The organism is Litchfieldia sinesaloumensis, from assembly GCF_900156865.1.
In the GTDB taxonomy this organism is placed as follows: domain Bacteria; phylum Bacillota; class Bacilli; order Bacillales; family Bacillaceae_L; genus Ferdinandcohnia; species Ferdinandcohnia sinesaloumensis.
The window spans coordinates 236276-253215 of the sequence record NZ_LT732529.1; the positions used below are offsets into that span (position 1 = coordinate 236276).

14 protein-coding genes are annotated in these 16940 nt (G+C 36.8%); 11 read left to right on the plus strand and 3 right to left on the minus strand.

The features are described from left to right. From CZ490_RS01185 to CZ490_RS01200, 4 genes are all read left to right on the plus strand, one after another. Window positions 1-1518, plus strand: a complete 1518-nt coding sequence (locus tag CZ490_RS01185) for a glycoside hydrolase family 28 protein (RefSeq protein ID WP_077617159.1) — start codon at window positions 1-3, stop codon at window positions 1516-1518. A gap of 131 nt (window positions 1519-1649) precedes the next feature. Beyond that, window positions 1650-2660: an alpha/beta hydrolase family protein gene (locus CZ490_RS01190; RefSeq protein WP_077617160.1), complete on the plus strand. Its 1011-nt coding sequence runs from the start codon at window positions 1650-1652 to the stop codon at window positions 2658-2660. Window positions 2661-2686: 26 nt separating this feature from the next. After that, window positions 2687-4252: a glycoside hydrolase family 43 protein gene (locus CZ490_RS01195; protein ID WP_234987147.1), complete on the plus strand. Its 1566-nt coding sequence runs from the start codon at window positions 2687-2689 to the stop codon at window positions 4250-4252. A 40-nt stretch (window positions 4253-4292) separates the two neighbouring features. Next, window positions 4293-5846: a glycoside hydrolase family 43 protein gene (locus CZ490_RS01200; RefSeq protein WP_077617162.1), complete on the plus strand. Its 1554-nt coding sequence runs from the start codon at window positions 4293-4295 to the stop codon at window positions 5844-5846. A gap of 30 nt (window positions 5847-5876) precedes the next feature. On the opposite strand, the gene CZ490_RS01205 is transcribed toward CZ490_RS01200, so the two are convergent. Beyond that, on the minus strand, window positions 5877-6776 hold the full coding sequence (locus CZ490_RS01205; protein ID WP_077617163.1) for a pectinesterase family protein: 900 nt from the start codon (window positions 6774-6776) through the stop codon (window positions 5877-5879). A gap of 78 nt (window positions 6777-6854) precedes the next feature. Further along, a complete protein-coding gene (locus CZ490_RS01210) occupies window positions 6855-9158 on the minus strand; it encodes a helix-turn-helix domain-containing protein (RefSeq protein ID WP_077617164.1) in 2304 nt (767 codons plus the stop codon). Between the two features lie 299 nt (window positions 9159-9457). On the opposite strand from CZ490_RS01210, the gene CZ490_RS01215 reads away from it, so the two are divergent. The 7 genes from CZ490_RS01215 to modA all read left to right on the plus strand — a co-directional run bounded on the left by CZ490_RS01215 (window position 9458) and on the right by modA (window position 16540). Then, on the plus strand, window positions 9458-10573 hold the full coding sequence (locus tag CZ490_RS01215; RefSeq protein ID WP_407639772.1) for a glycoside hydrolase family 88/105 protein: 1116 nt from the start codon (window positions 9458-9460) through the stop codon (window positions 10571-10573). Window positions 10574-10576: 3 nt separating this feature from the next. Then, complete coding sequence (locus CZ490_RS01220; RefSeq protein WP_077617166.1) at window positions 10577-11872, plus strand: Gfo/Idh/MocA family protein; 1296 nt, start codon at window positions 10577-10579, stop codon at window positions 11870-11872. Between the two features lie 29 nt (window positions 11873-11901). Beyond that, complete coding sequence (locus tag CZ490_RS01225) at window positions 11902-12561, plus strand: YesL family protein (protein WP_077617167.1); 660 nt, start codon at window positions 11902-11904, stop codon at window positions 12559-12561. A gap of 10 nt (window positions 12562-12571) precedes the next feature. Then, window positions 12572-13252 carry a rhamnogalacturonan acetylesterase gene (locus CZ490_RS01230; protein WP_077617168.1) on the plus strand — a complete coding sequence of 227 codons (681 nt, stop codon included), beginning with the start codon at window positions 12572-12574 and terminating at the stop codon, window positions 13250-13252. Between the two features lie 14 nt (window positions 13253-13266). Beyond that, on the plus strand, window positions 13267-14106 hold the full coding sequence (locus tag CZ490_RS01235; RefSeq protein WP_077617169.1) for a sugar phosphate isomerase/epimerase family protein: 840 nt from the start codon (window positions 13267-13269) through the stop codon (window positions 14104-14106). Window positions 14107-14213: 107 nt separating this feature from the next. Beyond that, a complete protein-coding gene (locus CZ490_RS01240) occupies window positions 14214-15707 on the plus strand; it encodes a tagaturonate epimerase family protein (RefSeq protein ID WP_077617170.1) in 1494 nt (497 codons plus the stop codon). A 59-nt stretch (window positions 15708-15766) separates the two neighbouring features. Then, window positions 15767-16540 (plus strand): molybdate ABC transporter substrate-binding protein, encoded by a 774-nt coding sequence (modA, locus tag CZ490_RS01245; protein WP_077617171.1) that lies wholly within the window; start codon window positions 15767-15769, stop codon window positions 16538-16540. 62 nt (window positions 16541-16602) lie between these two features. Here the strand turns inward: modA and CZ490_RS01250 are convergent, their stop codons facing one another. Beyond that, window positions 16603-16845 (minus strand): helix-turn-helix transcriptional regulator, encoded by a 243-nt coding sequence (locus CZ490_RS01250; protein WP_327078395.1) that lies wholly within the window; start codon window positions 16843-16845, stop codon window positions 16603-16605. Between the last annotated feature and the right edge of the window lie 95 nt (window positions 16846-16940).

Consider the following 16940-nt stretch of genomic DNA (forward strand, 5'->3'; position numbering starts at 1 on the left):
ATGGCATTTTTAGACATCACACAATTAGGAGCGGTTGGAGATAATCGTACAGATAATACAGACTTTATTGCTCAGGCAATTAATCAATGTGTAGAAAATGGAGGAGGAACTGTTTATGTTCCATCTGGAACGTATTTGACGGGGCCAATTACACTCAAAAGTAATATTACTCTTTATTTAGAGGCCGGAGCAACGATAAAGTTTTCAGATGACTTTGACCGCTACCAACCTGTAAAAACTCGTTGGTCTGGCTATGAGTGTTATGGATATTCTCCATTACTTTTTGGTGAGAATCTTAGTAATGTGACTATCAAAGGAGAAGGTTCAATTGATGGTCAAGGTCAAGCATGGTGGAAGATTAATAGACAACTTCGTGTAAATAGTAAAGGATACTCTTCAAAAACAACGGAAAAAATTGCCCAATTAAATCAACAATTTATTGATCCTATTGAAACCAATCTTGTAGAGTGGGATTCACAATTCCTACGTCCACCATTATTCCAGTTAATTAATTGTAATCACATCACGATTGAGGGCATCACATTAAAAAATTCTCCTTTCTGGAATACACATCTTGTATACTGCGACCATGTAACTGTTCATAATGTTACGTTTGAAAATCCAGCCGATACACCGAATGGTGATGGTTTTGATATTGATTCCTGCTCGAACGTTCGTGTTTCAGACTGTCACTTCGCTGTAGGTGATGATTGTCTTGTCCTTAAATCAGGGATTAATGAGGATGGAAGAAGAATAGGTAAACCGACAGAAAATGTGGTTGTAACGAACTGTACAATGCATCATGGCCATGGCGGAATTGTACTTGGCAGTGAAATGTCAGGTGGAATAAAAAATGTGACAATCTCGAACTGTACGTTTATTGGAACAGATCGTGGAGTACGGATCAAAACAAACCGTGAACGTGGTGGATATGTAAAAAATATTCTAGTTAACAATATTTATATGGAAGATGTGTTATGTCCAATCGCCATCAATTCATTCTATCGACATGGTGTGAACGAAAATAATCCAACAGTAAACAATTTAGAAGCACAACCAATAACTGAAAGCACACCGGCAATCGAGCATATTCAAATTAGTCATATCACAGCAAGAAACTGTCGAGCTTCAGCTGGGTTTATATACGGTCTTCCAGAAAGTCCTATTAACGATATCTCAATTAATCATTCAACAATTGAAATGACGATAGACCCTGATGAAAAGGGTGGCGAACCAGATATGGTTCAAGAGGAATTGATAATGGCTGGAGCAGGAATATTCGGCAAATATATCACGAATTTAGACATCCACCATGTTCGTGTAGAAACACGTCAGGGGGCAGGGCTTCAAATTGAGGACAGTGAGAATGTAAACATTGATTACTTCTCAATGAGGAACCAGCATGAACCCTCACCTGTAGTGATACTAAATCGTGTTGAAAATAAAAATATTAACGGCTATGCTTCTCAGGTGAATAATCCGAATTATGTACAAACGGACTCCAAAGTAAATTCCTAAATATAGGCTCCAAGTGATTTTCGCGAAAAAGCATCCACCGGAAGCGGATATTAACCGTACAAATGAAAATCAGTGTTCGAGAAAACAGCATAAATAACCAATTAAATATGTAAAGACAAGGAGGGATTCACATGTGGGTAGTCCATCAATTTTTGGATGAACTCTATCAAGATGTACAGAGTAAAACGAAAATACATGATGAGAATTGGCAATCAAGCTTAACCGCAAAATTTCAAGAACTAATAGGCACTTTTAATAGTAATGAAGAACTTGAGCCTACGATTGTTAAACAAAAGGTCTATGATCAATACACAAGATACAGTGCTGCTATTACAACCTTACCTAATGTAAGAATGCAAATGTACGTATTGGTACCAAACGGATTAGAGGGTAAAAAAGCTCCGGCAGTTCTAGCTTTACATGGCCATGGATACGGAAATAATGACATTGTTGGTTTAGATCCGACTGATAATGAACGACAAGGGGACCCAGGAATACATAAGGATTTTGCAATTGAACTTGTAAAACGTGGCTTTATTGTTGTAGCTCCAGAATTAATAGGATTTGGGAAGCGTACTCTTTCAAATGATGTACGTACCAACCCTTCTGATAACTCTTGCTATTCATTAGCGAGTCAGTTGTTGCTTTATGGGAAAACTCTAGCCGGTCTACGTGTTTTTGAATGTCAGAGAGTACTAGATTTTATGGCAGAACTAGAAGAGCTTGATACTGACCGAATCGGATGTATGGGAATATCAGGAGGAGGACTCGTTGCTGCTTTTACATCAATTCTTGATACGCGGATACGAGCAACTGTCATCTCTGGTTACACGAATACATTTAAAGGAAGCATTATGAATAGAAGGCATTGTTTAGATAATTATGTACCAGGTATATTGCAATACGCGGAAATGCCAGAATTAATCGCATTGATTGTTCCCCGTCCATTATTTATCGAGTCAGGAAAAAAAGATCATCTATTTCCAGTGAGAGAAACAGAAAAAGCTATTGACGAGATTAAACAAATTTATTCAGAACGCAATGTTGAACAATTGCTGAGATGGCAGCTTTTTGATGGTGGTCATGAAATATGTGGAGATCAGTCATATGATTGGCTTTGTTCTACTCTAGAAGTTACGTGAAACTCAATATAATACCATATATGGAGATGAATGTTTACATGACAGATGCGAATATAACACGAACGATTCAAAAGGTTTGGCAAGCAGATTTAGAGAATGGGTATTATCAAAATCCAATTTTACATGCAGATTACTCGGATCCTGACGTTATTCGGGTAGGGAAGGATTATTATATGGTCTCATCAAGCTTCCATATGACGCCGTGCTTACCTATTCTACATTCCACTGATCTTGTGAATTGGAACATTATCAATCACGTTGCGGATTCTTTACCTTTTGAGAGCTATGATAAACCACGTCACGGTGATGGTGTTTGGGCTCCTAGTATTCGCTATCACGACGAGAAGTTTTGGGTTTTCTTTGGTGCACCAGACGAAGGGATTTTCATGAGTACGGCGAGCGATCCAGCCGGTGAATGGACTCCTCTACATTTAGTCAAGAAAACAAAAGGTTGGATTGATACATGTCCATTTTGGGATGATGACGGTCAGGCTTATCTTGTGAGTGCTTTTGCAAAGAGTAGAATTGGATTCAAAAGTATCCTTCATATTAGCAGAATGAATCCTGACGGAACTGAATTGTTAGACGAAGGGGTCCATGTGTTTGATGGTAATGAAAACCATCCAACAATTGAAGGGCCGAAACTATATAAACGGAATGGCTATTACTATATTTTTGCACCTGCAGGTGGTGTTGCAACGGGCTGGCAAACCATTCTTCGTTCGAAAAATATCTTTGGTCCTTATGAGGATAAGATTGTTCTACACCAAGGAAGCACGGATGTAAATGGTCCTCATCAAGGAGGCTGGGTTGAGACTGAAAGTGGTGAATCATGGTTTATTCATTTTCAGGATAAGGATGCCTATGGGCGAATTGTACATCTTCAACCTATGTGGTGGGAAGAAGATTGGCCAGTAATAGGACAAAATCAAAATGAAGATGGAATTGGAGAACCAGTTCTTAGGTGGGGGAAACCTAGAAGTCTAGTATCTTCAGAGATTATGACTCCTGCAATGAGTGATGATTTTAAAGCTGGAAAATTGGGGCTACAATGGCAGTGGCAAGCGAATTGCAAGCCTCAGTGGTATGAATTAAAAAATGGCCAACTACGATTACATTCGATAGGGCATTCAGGTGAGGCAAATCTTTATCATATCCCAAATGTCATGACTCAGAAATTTCCTGCTGAAACTTTTAAAGTAACAACAAAACTACGATTTGTTCCTGAGACAGAACAAGACAGAACCGGTTTACTAATAATAGGAAAAGAATATGCATCTATCGAAGTACGGAAACAAAAAGGGCAATTGGGTGTCTACTATGTAACTGGTGATGAGACACAGATTGATATTGCTGTAAACTTCGGGACGATTATAGGGAATGAATTATTCCTACACATTGAGGTAAACGAAGGTGCAATTTGTCAGTTTGGTTATAGTGAAGATGGTATCAACTTTACAAAGGTGGATGAGGTATTTAAAGCTACTCCAGGACAATGGGTTGGTGCGCAAATTGGCCTCTACTGTTTTAATCTTGATCAGGAAGCGAGTAAAGGATATGCTGATTTTGACTACTTTTCTGTCCATACGTAAGTAGGCATATATTGCTTTTTAAAGGAAGGAGGTAGATCCTTTGACTACTTTTAAAAACCCAATTATACCCGGCTTCTATCCAGATCCATCAATCTGTCGAGTTGGAGATGACTATTTTCTCGTTACATCAAGCTTTGAATACTTTCCCGGTATTCCTATATTTCATAGTAAAGACTTAGTCAATTGGCGTCAAATCGGACACGTACTAGATCGTCCAAGCCAGCTTGATCTTGACAGTACACCAAATTCAAAAGGAATCTATGCGGCAACAATCCGCTATCACAATGGTATATTTTATGTCATTACAACATTTGTAGAAAGCCAAACTGGAGCAAGAAGAAACTTCTTTGTAACTGCTGAAAAGCCTGACGGTCCTTGGTCTGAACCTTACTGGCTTATGGATTGTCCAGGTATTGATTCATCTCTGTTTTTTGATGAAGATGGAAAAGTGTACGTCACAGCTAATCGGCGACCTCCAGGCGGGCAGCTCTATCCAAAACATATGGAAATTTGGTTACAGGAACTAGACTTAGATACGAAACAACTAACCGGTGACAAATACAGTCTATGGGATGGTGCATTAAAGAATATACATGCACAAGAGGCCCCACATATCTATAAGGTTGACGGAATGTATTATTTAATCATTGCAGAAGGGGGTACGGGTTTTACTCATTCAATTACGGTTGCTCGGAGTAAGTCGATTACAGGGCCTTACGAAGGGGCTAAAACAAATCCAATTTTGACTCACAGGCATTTAGGAAGAGAGTACCCCATCACGAATGTGGGGCATGGTGATATTGTTGATACAGTCAACGGAGAATGGTGGATGGTTTGTCTAGGCACACGCCCATACGGTGGGGCATATCGAAACCTAGGAAGGGAAACTTTCCTCGTTTCACTCAAATGGGAAGAGGGATGGCCAGTCATTAATCCAGGTAAAGGTATTGTTGAAACCGAAGGGAAGAAGCCAAACTTACCGGAGAAGAAATGGCCATCTTTACCAGCTTGTGATCATTTTGATACTTCAGAATTAGGAATGCATTGGAACTTTATTCGCACACCACGTGGTGATTTTTGGTCCTTGAAGGAACGGCCAGGCTATTTACGTTTACGACTAAAGCCCGTAACGTTGACGGAAAATGCTAATCCTGCCTTTGTTGGATTAAGACAACGTGATATTAACTTTGCTGCTCGAACGAAGATGGAATTTTCTCCAAAGCATGAATTTGAAGTTGCAGGTTTGATTTTACTACAAAATGCCGATTTTCAGTATCGAGTTGAGCGTGTACAATCAGAACTAAGATTAATAAAAAGAGAAGCAGGCAAAGAAGAGGCCATAGCAATAAGACCTTATGAACAAAAAGAAATCTACTTTAAAGTAGAGGCATCTGGACAGTCTTACAATTTTTACATCGCCAGTAAGGCTGAGCAGTGGGAAATTTTAAAGGAAAATGTAGATGGAAGAATATTAAGTTCAGATTTTGCGGGTGGTTTTACAGGTGCATATTTAGGATTATATGCTAGTTCTAATGGACACGAGTCTTCCAATTTCGCTGATTTTGATTACTTTGAGTACATCAACTTAGAATAGAAATGAAGAAATAAGCTCCCATTTGGGAGCTTATTTAGGAAGCCATTTATCCTTCGTCAGGAAAATATTTTCTAATGTATATTTGGAGGCTTCTCCTTCAGTTAATGACTTGCACCAGTCGACTCGATGAGTTGAATCACTCCCTGGTCCAGTACATTTAAACTCACTATACCGAGACGTTTTTTCATTGTTTGCATCTCGCCAATTATCCCATCCATTTGGGTGAATATGCTCGCCCATCCATGTATTGAGAAATACAGTATGAGAGTACGGACGCCATGGACGCCCTAAGAATACTTCAGAAGCTTCTTTTTCCCCTGTAAGCTTACAGTTGTTAAAAACATATCCGAATTCATTCTCCATAGGTGTTGAAGCAGCCGTAATATAACCTTTTCTGAGACTATGAATTGTGCAGTCTTCAAACACAGCTACAGCAGAACCAAATATGAAATCAACATGCCCTTCAATATAGCACTCTGAGAAATAATGTCGACCTTTAGATGTGTAAAGAGTGTCTTGATTTGCTAACAATCGGACATGTTTGAATGTACATTTATCTCCTGCAACATAAAGTGCAAGAGCTTGTCCAATGTCGTCACCATACCCGGCAATATTTTGGATGGTAAGATTCTTCATTTCAAATAAATCAGCAAAGGCATGGAACGTAGCAGTTTCAAATGTCCCAATTTCAGAACCTTTTTCATTTTCCATTCGGGCATATTTATTACCAGAAATGATTGTCTTGTTTTCGCCAGCACCAATGATGGTAATATTCGGTTTGTTTTCTGGCACAGTTATAATCTCTTCATATAGCCCTTCTCTTATAAAAATAGTGACAGGTTCCAATGGGAAGACTCGTACCGCGTCAATCGCAGCTTGAATCGAAGTATGATCTCCATCTCCCTGTTGAGAGACTACTAGTTTTTGCATGAGTCCATCTCCTTTTTTACTGTTAACTCCAGCGCCTAGCCCCTTGATGTCAGCAGACAAGGCGCATGTTCGCATTTCTTATTTCGCTCTAATTGATTCACGATATTTACCCGGAGTGGTTCCTTCGATTTTCTTAAAGGAGCGTATGAAATTTTGAGAATTGTTAAAGTTTAGCCTATCAGAGATTTCTTTTACGGAAATATCGGTTTCAGCAAGCCATTTTTTCGCCATATTAATTCGATAGCTTGATAAATATTCACTAAAGGATATGTTCATTTCTTTTCTAAAGATGCTGCTCAAATAGTTCGGGTTGTAATGTAATCTATTTGCAATCATATCCAGTGTAATATTGGACTCGAATTCCTCATGAATAATATGAACAATATTCTCTGAGATAGATTTATATTGTGATTCAGCACGATCTTCAATCTTTTGTAAAAGGGGATCAATAACAACGGTTATAAACCATTCTTTAACATCTTCCCTCGTTTTAAGTTCATAGATATTTTCAAAGATAGAACGATTGTCCTCTAAATCTAGTACATTTATTGCTAATGTGTGCATTAGCTCAATTAAATCACTTAGAAGCCGAACTAATGAAATTTGATATTGTACATGATTTAAATCCTCAGAGAAAATTTCATCAATTAACTGACTGAGTAAATCATATACTTTCTCTTTGTCATTCACTTTAATTGAATCAAAGAGTTCATTTTCAAGTCGTTTAGGAAAATAGGTGTGCAATCCTTTTCCAAGTTCAAGGTTTTCAAAGAAAATGATTGATTCTGTTCCAAACTTTAGTGTGTATTTAAGGGCCTCTAGACTCTCTTTGTAACCAATATTTGTTTGGAAAACATCATTAAAGGACTCACTTACTCCAATACTGATAGGAACACTAAAGTCTTCCTTAACCTTCTTCTGAATTTGTTCGGCGATATTATTTACATACTGATTAAATTCATTTTTAGATTCCATATCGCTTAGTAAAATGGTAACCTGAGTCTGTTTGTAAACAATAGGCATCATTCGGTCATTACTAGGTATTAGTTCTTCAACGAGACCATTGATGACAAATAATATAACGTCTTCTTCTTTATTCTTGTATGAAGTTCCTTCTAGGCTATCGATTTGAACTGTTAAAACACTTACCCACTTGTAATCTAAATTATATCCATAATATTCCATTCTTCCCTTTAGTTCATCTTCAGTGACTTTGCCTGTTAATAGCCTATGTGTAAAAAATTGTTTAAGTTGGTTAATTTGGTTTTGTAGTGACTTTTCTAAAATATCATTTTGCTTTAACATATCTTTCACATGGTTTTCAATGAAGACAAACTCATTTTTATCTTTTCGTTTATCCTTATCTGTTAGTGAATGTAAGATAACATTTTGTAATTGTTTAATAGGTTGATAGATAATCTTACTTCCAAATAATGCTAGTAGTAATGACATTCCTGCAATTACCAACGTAATCGCAAGAGTTAACCATCCGATTGACCTAGACTGTGCTGTTAGTTCACTGAGTTCAACAATTGAGACGTATATCCACCCATTATAAAATGACTTTCGATAGGTAAATAGATAGTCGGTATTATCAGAGGTTACCGTAAATTGTCCGCTTTCCTTATCCAGAGACGTGTTGTCAGAGAGTACATCTCCATATTCGAATGCTTGTCCCACCTTATCAGTATCATTGTGTAGGACAACGCTTCCATTCTTATCTACAATAAAAATCGTTTCAAGTGTATTATCTTTCTTCAGGATGTCACGAAAGCTGCATGTTGGTATGTTCGCAATTATCATTCCAGTTTTGTTCGATGAAACTGCAGGTAGCTTTTTAATAAGGTTCAAATTATAACTACAGGCTCTAGAAGCAACTTTTTTATACAACGGTTCTTTTTTGTTTTCTTCTAAAAGCCAGACTGAGCTTGTCTTAAGAGTAAGATACCGTTCAGAGATTTCGGTCATTTGTACATCAGATAAGCGTTGTAACCCATAGTTATTAACAAGCCAGTTGTTTTGAAGACTGATTAGAGCAACATCAGTAAGACGTGTATCAAATGTTTGTTGGTGACTTAAATCATCCCTTAACTGGTTATATAGCTGGAATTGTCTTGTTGTAAGTGGTTCTCTTAATGATTCAATAATCTTAGATGAAGTTGATAGCTGTGTTAAAGATTGATCAACGGATTTAATAACCTGCTCAACGTTTGTTTGAATTTGGTACACACTATGCTCTTTCTCTTTGGCAACATAATTCTCTACCAATGAGCTTGACCGGAGAAAGGAAAATATACCAATAATAAGAACAGGTATAATAGCTAATACGCTTACAAATAAAATCATTCTGTGAAAGAAGCTACCAGGCAGCTTGAATTTCATGAAATCACTCCAAGTCTATTTAAATCTAAGGGTTTGATTATAATATTGTAACACTTCTGTAATATTAGAACATTATCTTATTATATATGTAAGTGAACATAAAATGAATAATCATTATGTCACATTGTGTTCATATTATTAGGACATCTCTTTTAATCTCAAGGGTTAAAGGTCCCAATAAAAAGTAAATTAAATGATTATAGTTATTATTAAAATTATAATCTATGATAACAGCAGGAGTGAAAAGTGTTACCGTTTTCAAAATAGCCTATTATCATTGTGAGAGAGGATGTATGTTCTTGAATAACACAAAAGTTGAAAAATCACCATTATATTTTGCGAAGAAAACATGTGATACGCTTATGGAAAAATTTGCTCCCGAGGAGCTTCCTCCGGGTGGGCGTTGGCATTATCACCAAGGTGTATTCCTATGTGGTATGGATCTTGTTTATAACAAAACAGGTGAAGAAAAATACCGAGATTATTTAAAGGCATATGTTGATCATAATATTGATGAAAATGGGAACTTATTGTTTGCGAGAGATGAGTTAGACTCAATTCAAGCCGGACTATTACTATTCCCATTATATAAAGCTACTGGTCTAAAAAAATATCAGGTAGCAGCTCAACGATTGCGTAACATTTTTACAACTTTAAATCTTACGAGTGAAGGTGGCTTTTGGCATAAGGATAAATATCCATATCAAATGTGGTTAGATGGTCTATACATGGGTGGACCGTTTGCATTGCATTTTGCAAATGAATTTAACGAGCCATCTTTAATCGATATGGTCATCCACCAAGAAAACCTGATGAGAAAACATACGAAAAGCGAAGCAACTGGTTTGTATCATCACGGTTGGGATGAAAAGAGCGTTCAGCCATGGGCTCGTCCGGATGGAAAAGCTCCCGAGATTTGGGGTCGTGCACTTGGTTGGTACGGATTAGCAGTGATTGACATGATTGATATTTTACCGGAGGAGCACCCACACAAAGAAGAATGGATTGCGTTTATTCAAGATTATGTTCGAGATATTGTAAAGTATCAAGATGAACAGACAGGCCTTTGGTATCAAGTGGTAGATAAAGGAGATCTTGATGATAACTGGCTCGAGACATCTGCTTCTAGTCTGTTTGTCTATTGTATTGCCAAAGCAGTTTCTAAAGGATATGTGGGTGAGGAATACGCTTCTTATGCAACAAAGGCGTATGAAGGACTACTCAAATACAAAATACATGAAACTGAAGAAGACACTCTTATTATTGACGATATTGTAATTGGTACTTCAATTGGAGTCTATGATTATTATATTAATCGCGAGCGAAGCCACAATGATTTGCACGGAGCGGGTGCTTTTATCATGGCAAGTATGGAAATGGAGAAATTGCTTGCCGAACATCTGGAGGTTGTGTAATTAATGAAGAGATATGCAGTCTGTGGGTTAAGTAACAGAGCACTTAAAATGTTTATACCTCCATTAATCGAGAAGTTCGCAAAACAAAGTGAGATTGTTGGTTTGCTAGATAGTGATGAATATCGTCTTCAATTATGTAAGGAAAATTTCCCTGTATTGGCACACACGCCAACCTATTTTCCAAATCAAATTGATCAAATGATTGAAGAGACGAAACCAGATTGCATTATTGTTGTAAGCCGCGATAATACACATATTGATTATATTTTAAAAGCGCTAGAACATGATGTAGATGTCATTACAGAAAAACCGATGGTGACAACTGCTATAGATGCTGCCAGAGTAATTGAAGCAGAAAAAAGTAGTAAAGGGAAAGTCACAGTCGCGTTTAATTATCGATACAGTCCTTACCATCGAAAAATTAAAGAGCTTATTCTAGAAGGAAAAATAGGAAGAGTGACTTCGGTTGACTTAAATTGGTATATCGACACCTACCATGGAGCTAGCTATTTCAAACGCTGGAATCGGAAGAGGGAATTTTCTGGCGGACTTTCAATCCATAAATCCACACATCATTTCGATTTAGTGAATTGGTGGATTGATCAAAACCCAGTAGAAGTTTTTGCGCATGGAGCCTTGCACTACTATGGACCAAACGGAGAACTTAACCCAGATTCGACTACAGATAACAGATATTGTGGTACATGCCATGTGAAGGATAAATGTGATTATTATCTAAGATGGAACCCTCGTGAATTTTCGGAATCTGTTGAGGATGATCATTTAAACATGGGGGACAAGAAAGAAAATACCTATACGGATTATCGACCAGATGCTTGTATTTTTGATTCTGAAATAAACATTGAGGATACGTATACAGCCTCAGTCAAGTATAATAAAGGTGCATTACTAAGTTATTCAATTAATTTCTCGACCCCATTTGAAGGGTATCGCCTTGCAATCAATGGAACAAAGGGAAGAATTGAAACACAAGAATTTCATGCACCAAGCAGAGTACCATTCGAAGTACCTGAACAAACAATCGATTACTATCCATTATTTGGATCAAAAGAAATTATTCATGTGGTTAAAACACCTGGTGGTCATGGTGGAGGGGATCCTGTGTTAATACATGATCTTTACCAAGGAATCGACCCAAGACGAAATTATGAAATATTAGCAGGTGCCGAGGCAGGTGCCTATTCGATTGCACTAGGAGAAGCGGTTTGGAGATCAGTAGAAGAGAGTAAACCAATTTCTATTCAAGAATTACTTAAAAACTATCAAGAACAAGTGTAAGAATACATCTCTAGGAAGGGGAATGGCATATGCTAGGAGGATTGGATAGTCCATTTTATCGGTGGTGTGGGGCTATATCACGATTGATTTATTTGAATGTGCTTTGGCTTCTATTTACAGTAATGGGACTAGTAATTGCAGGCTTCGTACCTGCTACAGTAGCCCTATTTTCAATAACCCGCAAATGGATTATGGGAGAAGAGGACATCCCTGTTTTTTCAACATTTTGGAGTGTGTATAAAAAAGAATTTTTTAAATCCAACCTCCTAGGGCTGACCCTTTTCATTGCAGGATATATTTTATATGTCGACCTTGTATTCCTTCCAACCACAAGTGTGTTTTATATGGTGGTAAGGTATGCACTCATTGCAATATGCTCAGTTTTCATTGTGATATTGTTATACATTTTCCCAATCTATGTCCATTTTAATGGGAGTATTAAGACCTATATAAAACATTCTGTCATGTATGGTCTATCACATCCACTTGTTACATTTTCAATGATGTTGGGGATTATGTTACTTTATATTGGATTTACTTATGTACCATCTCTCATCCCATTCCTTAGTGTGAGTATACTAGCCTACTTCATAATGTGGCTGGCCTTAAAGGTTTTTGCAAGAATTGAAGAAAAAGTAAACGCAGAAAACAAAGTAATTTCGGACGAAAGAAAACCTAGTTTTAGATAATAGAGGGTGTATGATGGAAAACGTTCATATATATATTGCGGGAGATTCGACTGTATCAGATTGCCCTCCAAACGAAGAACCACGTGCTGGATGGGGGCAGGTACTTCATTACTTTTTTCAAGAGCATGTCATTATTCATAATTACGCAATTGGCGGCCGTAGTTCGAAAAGCTTTATTAACGAAAAAAGATTAGATTTAATTTTAAATGAGATACAACCAAATGATTACCTTTTCATTCAATTTGGACACAACGATCAAAAAGAGGATCATCGAAAAACAGAGCCATATTCATCCTATCAAGCTTATTTGAGTCGATATATTGATTCGGCACGAGAAAAAAACGCCATACCAGTATTAATTACCTCCATGCATCGTAGAACCTTTGATGAAAATGGAAAAATCATTAATAGTTTAGGTGAATATCCAGAAGCGATGATTGCTCTTGCAAAAGAGAAACAAGTAAGCCTTATTGATTTGTGGAAACAATCGAAGGAGTTATATGAAACCTTAGGGCCGGATGACAGTAAAACTCTATTTATTTGGTTTGAGCCTGGTGAACATCACAACTATCCAAATGGAATTAGTGATGATACCCATTTTCGAGAAGAAGGAGCTATCAAATTAGCAGAAATGATTGCCAGAGAAATGAAAGTAACAATTCCGCATTTGGCCAATCATTTAAAGTTTTGAAGTGAGGTGTTTATATGCTCAATCTAGGTATTCGAGCTCATGACATAAAAGCAGACTCTCTAAATGAACTCGTTCAAACAATAGGAGAGAAAGGACTTACATCAGTACAATTGGCATTAGCGAAATCATTTCCAGAACTAAACACAAGTTTAGGTAGTTTATCACCTGGTTTTGGTAAATACATAGGAAATGCTTTTCAACAAAAAAATGTTCAAATTGCTGTACTAGGCTGCTATATTAATATGATTCATCCAGACCTAGATGAACGACAAGCAGCATTAAACCGTTTCAAGGAACATATACGATTTGCTAGGGACTTTGGTTGTAGTGTTGTAGGGACAGAAACAGGGAATGTTCATGCGAAAATGGGCTATACAGTAGATAATTTCGAAGAAAAACCCTTTTTGGATGTTGTTGAAAGTGTGAGAGAACTTGTAGAAGAAGCTGAAAAATTTGGTGTTATTGTTGGAATTGAAGCAGGTGTAAATCATCCTGTATACAATTCACTTCTGTTAAAACGATTATTGGATGAAGTAAATTCAAATAATTTACAAGTAATCTTTGACCCTGTAAATCTATTGACAGTAGACAGTTATCTTAATCAAGATGAAATTATCAAAGAGGCTATAGAATTATTGGGAGATCGAATCATCATTGTTCATTGTAAGGACTTTATTATTGATCAAGGTAAGTTGAGTTTTGTAGCTCCTGGTAAGGGATTATTAAACTACGAACTAGTCATGAATCTGGTTAAAGCCAAAAAGCCATTCATCCAGTTTCTGTTAGAAAGTACTACAGACCCTTATATAGATGATAGTATTATTTATTTACGAGAAACCTACGAAAAAGCTTAATTAGAGGACAGAGATGAAATAGTAAAATTAGCATGATGAAAATTGTAAATCTTGTTACTTTTCGATATTATTTTAAGAGAGTACTATATTATTAGGAGGCAAAATAGATGGAACATTTAAAGCAACTAGTTGTAGCATTAAAAAACGGAAACGTTTTCGAAAATACGGGTGATGTTACAGTATATGAAAAATCTTTAACTCATCACGACAATGTAAGCCTTGTCATGGTAAGAGACCAGAAACAAAAGTGGATTCTTGCTGCTGGTGAAGGAAATTTATTTGAAGATTTAGAGGGCACAGTAATTTCTGATAATGGTAAGGTAATACCGTTAACACATGAAAATCGTTTAGTGTTAAATCGCTATTTTGATTATACTGTTCCAAGAGCTTTCGGTACAAAAGTAGCTACAATGGGGCTTGGAGACCGTTTAGGTATTGCTTCGCCTGGACATATTGAAACAGTTCGAGATCATAATGTGAAGCCAATCCTTGCTCAACAAAGTATCCGAGAATTAACTTTAACGAATCGTACGATGAATGATGTAATCGATGCAGCAAGTTTCGCAGTTTTCCAAGAAGGATACACTGGCGGATTTGGCGCAGACGGAGACCATCTGAAAGAGGAAGAAGATATAAAAATGGCATTGTCACTAGGTATGTCAATGTTAACCTTAGATTGTTCTGATCATATCCAAAATCGTGTTGAAGGTTTAACAGAAGAGGAAATCAGTGCTGAATTCGAAGGGCTACCTGAAGAAACAAAGAGTCATTATAACGAAGAATATGTAAACAAAGAGTTTGATTTAAATGGTCTTTCAATCGTATTTGATGAAAAGACAGTAAAGAAATTTGCTTTGTTATACGGAAAAGCATTAGATTATATGGTTCATGTCAATGATACATATATTAAACAAGCAGACCGCGAAATTGATTTTGAAATTTCTATTGATGAGACTGAAACAGTAACATCACCAGCAGCACATTTCTTTGTAGCAAATGAACTTCAGCAACGTGGAGTAGAAGTAACAAGTCTTGCTCCAAGATTCTGTGGTGAATTCCAAAAAGGAATTGATTATATTGGTGATATTGAACAATTTGAAAAAGAACTACGTGAACATGCGCTAATTGCTGAATATAATGGTTATAAATTAAGTATTCACTCTGGTAGTGATAAATTTACAGCGTTTCCAATCATCGCGAAGTACACAAATGGTGTCCTTCATGTTAAAACAGCGGGTACAAACTGGCTAGAAGCTGTTCGTGTTATTGCAAAGGTAAATCCTGGTTTATACAGAAGAATGCACGCATATGCACTTGAACATCTAGATGAAGCTCTACAGTATTATCATATTACTCCGGAAATGAGTACAATTGCTCCACTTGATACTGTTTCAGATGCGGAACTTCCAGAGTACATGAACAATGATGCTGCACGACAAGTTATCCATGTTACGTATGGCTTATTATTAACTGCAAAAGATGAAAGCGGAAACTTCATCTTTAAGGATGAATTCTTTGCAACATTAAGTGATAAAGAAGATGTTTATCGTCAAGGCCTAGTTAAGCATATTGGCAAACACGTAGAGTTATTAAACCTATAAGAAAATGATATTCCAAAACACCTTTCCTTTAGCTATACTAGCAATGGGAAGGTGTTTTTATGTTTAGGTCTATACTTTTACTTATTCTACTACTATTTTTATATGGGTGTAGTTCACCTGAGCTTACTGACGATGTAAAACCAGTCGAACTAACGGTCTCAGCTGCAACCAGTATGCAAGATGTTTTAAAAGAATTGAAGAATATCTTTGAAGAAGAACACCCTACAATTGACATTGCCTTTAATTTTGGGGCAACAGGTACACTTAGCCAACAAATTTCACAAGGGGCACCTGTAGATATATTTTTATCAGCCTCAAGAGAGAAATTTGATGAGTTGATGGATAAGGAATTAATTCATGATGAGTTTCATCACCATCTAATCGGTAATGAGATTGTATTGATCGTTCCAAAGGAAAATGAGAAAAATATTGTATCAGTGGAAGACTTGACTACCAAAGCCAAAAAGATATCAATTGGTATACCAGAAGTAGTTCCTGTCGGTGCATATGCAAAAGAAGCACTTGTTACTATGGGGGTATGGAGTACTATCGAAAATAAGGTGGTACCTGCTAAAGATGTTCGGCAAGTACTCACATATGTAGAGACGGGAAATGTCGATGCAGGATTTGTCTACAAAACAGATACAGAAGTTTCTGATCAAATTCAAATCATTAAGAGTATCGAGGCAACTCAGCATTCTCCAATTATCTATCCAATCGGGATAATAAATACTACTGTACATGTTGAGGAAGCAAAGTTATTTTACGAGTTCTTGACAAGTGAAAGAGCACTAACGCTATTTGAGGAATATGGATTTTCTAGACTAGAATAATGAAGTAGCAATTGAGCGTATGCCCAATTGCTTTTACTTTTTAGCGATAGCAGGATTTGTTGTTACATATACGTTACGCCTTTAGCAACTTCTTGAACGATGGATACAAGTGATGAAATTTGTTGATCGTCTAAATTGAATGATTCTTTTATTTTTGTTTCGAGATTGTTAGTAATTCTACGTTTTCCAACTTCTACAAGGGCAATAAGAGCAAAACTGCAATTTACTGCTTTTGCGAAATCACGTTGTGTCATGTTATTTTTTTTACGCAAAAATTTCACAACATCTTTGTTCATCTTAGGCATTTTAAACACTCCTAACCTATGGCTTTCTACGAGTGAATACAAGGGTGGAAATCTACTATTCTAGATATCCACAATATTACCATCATATATATATT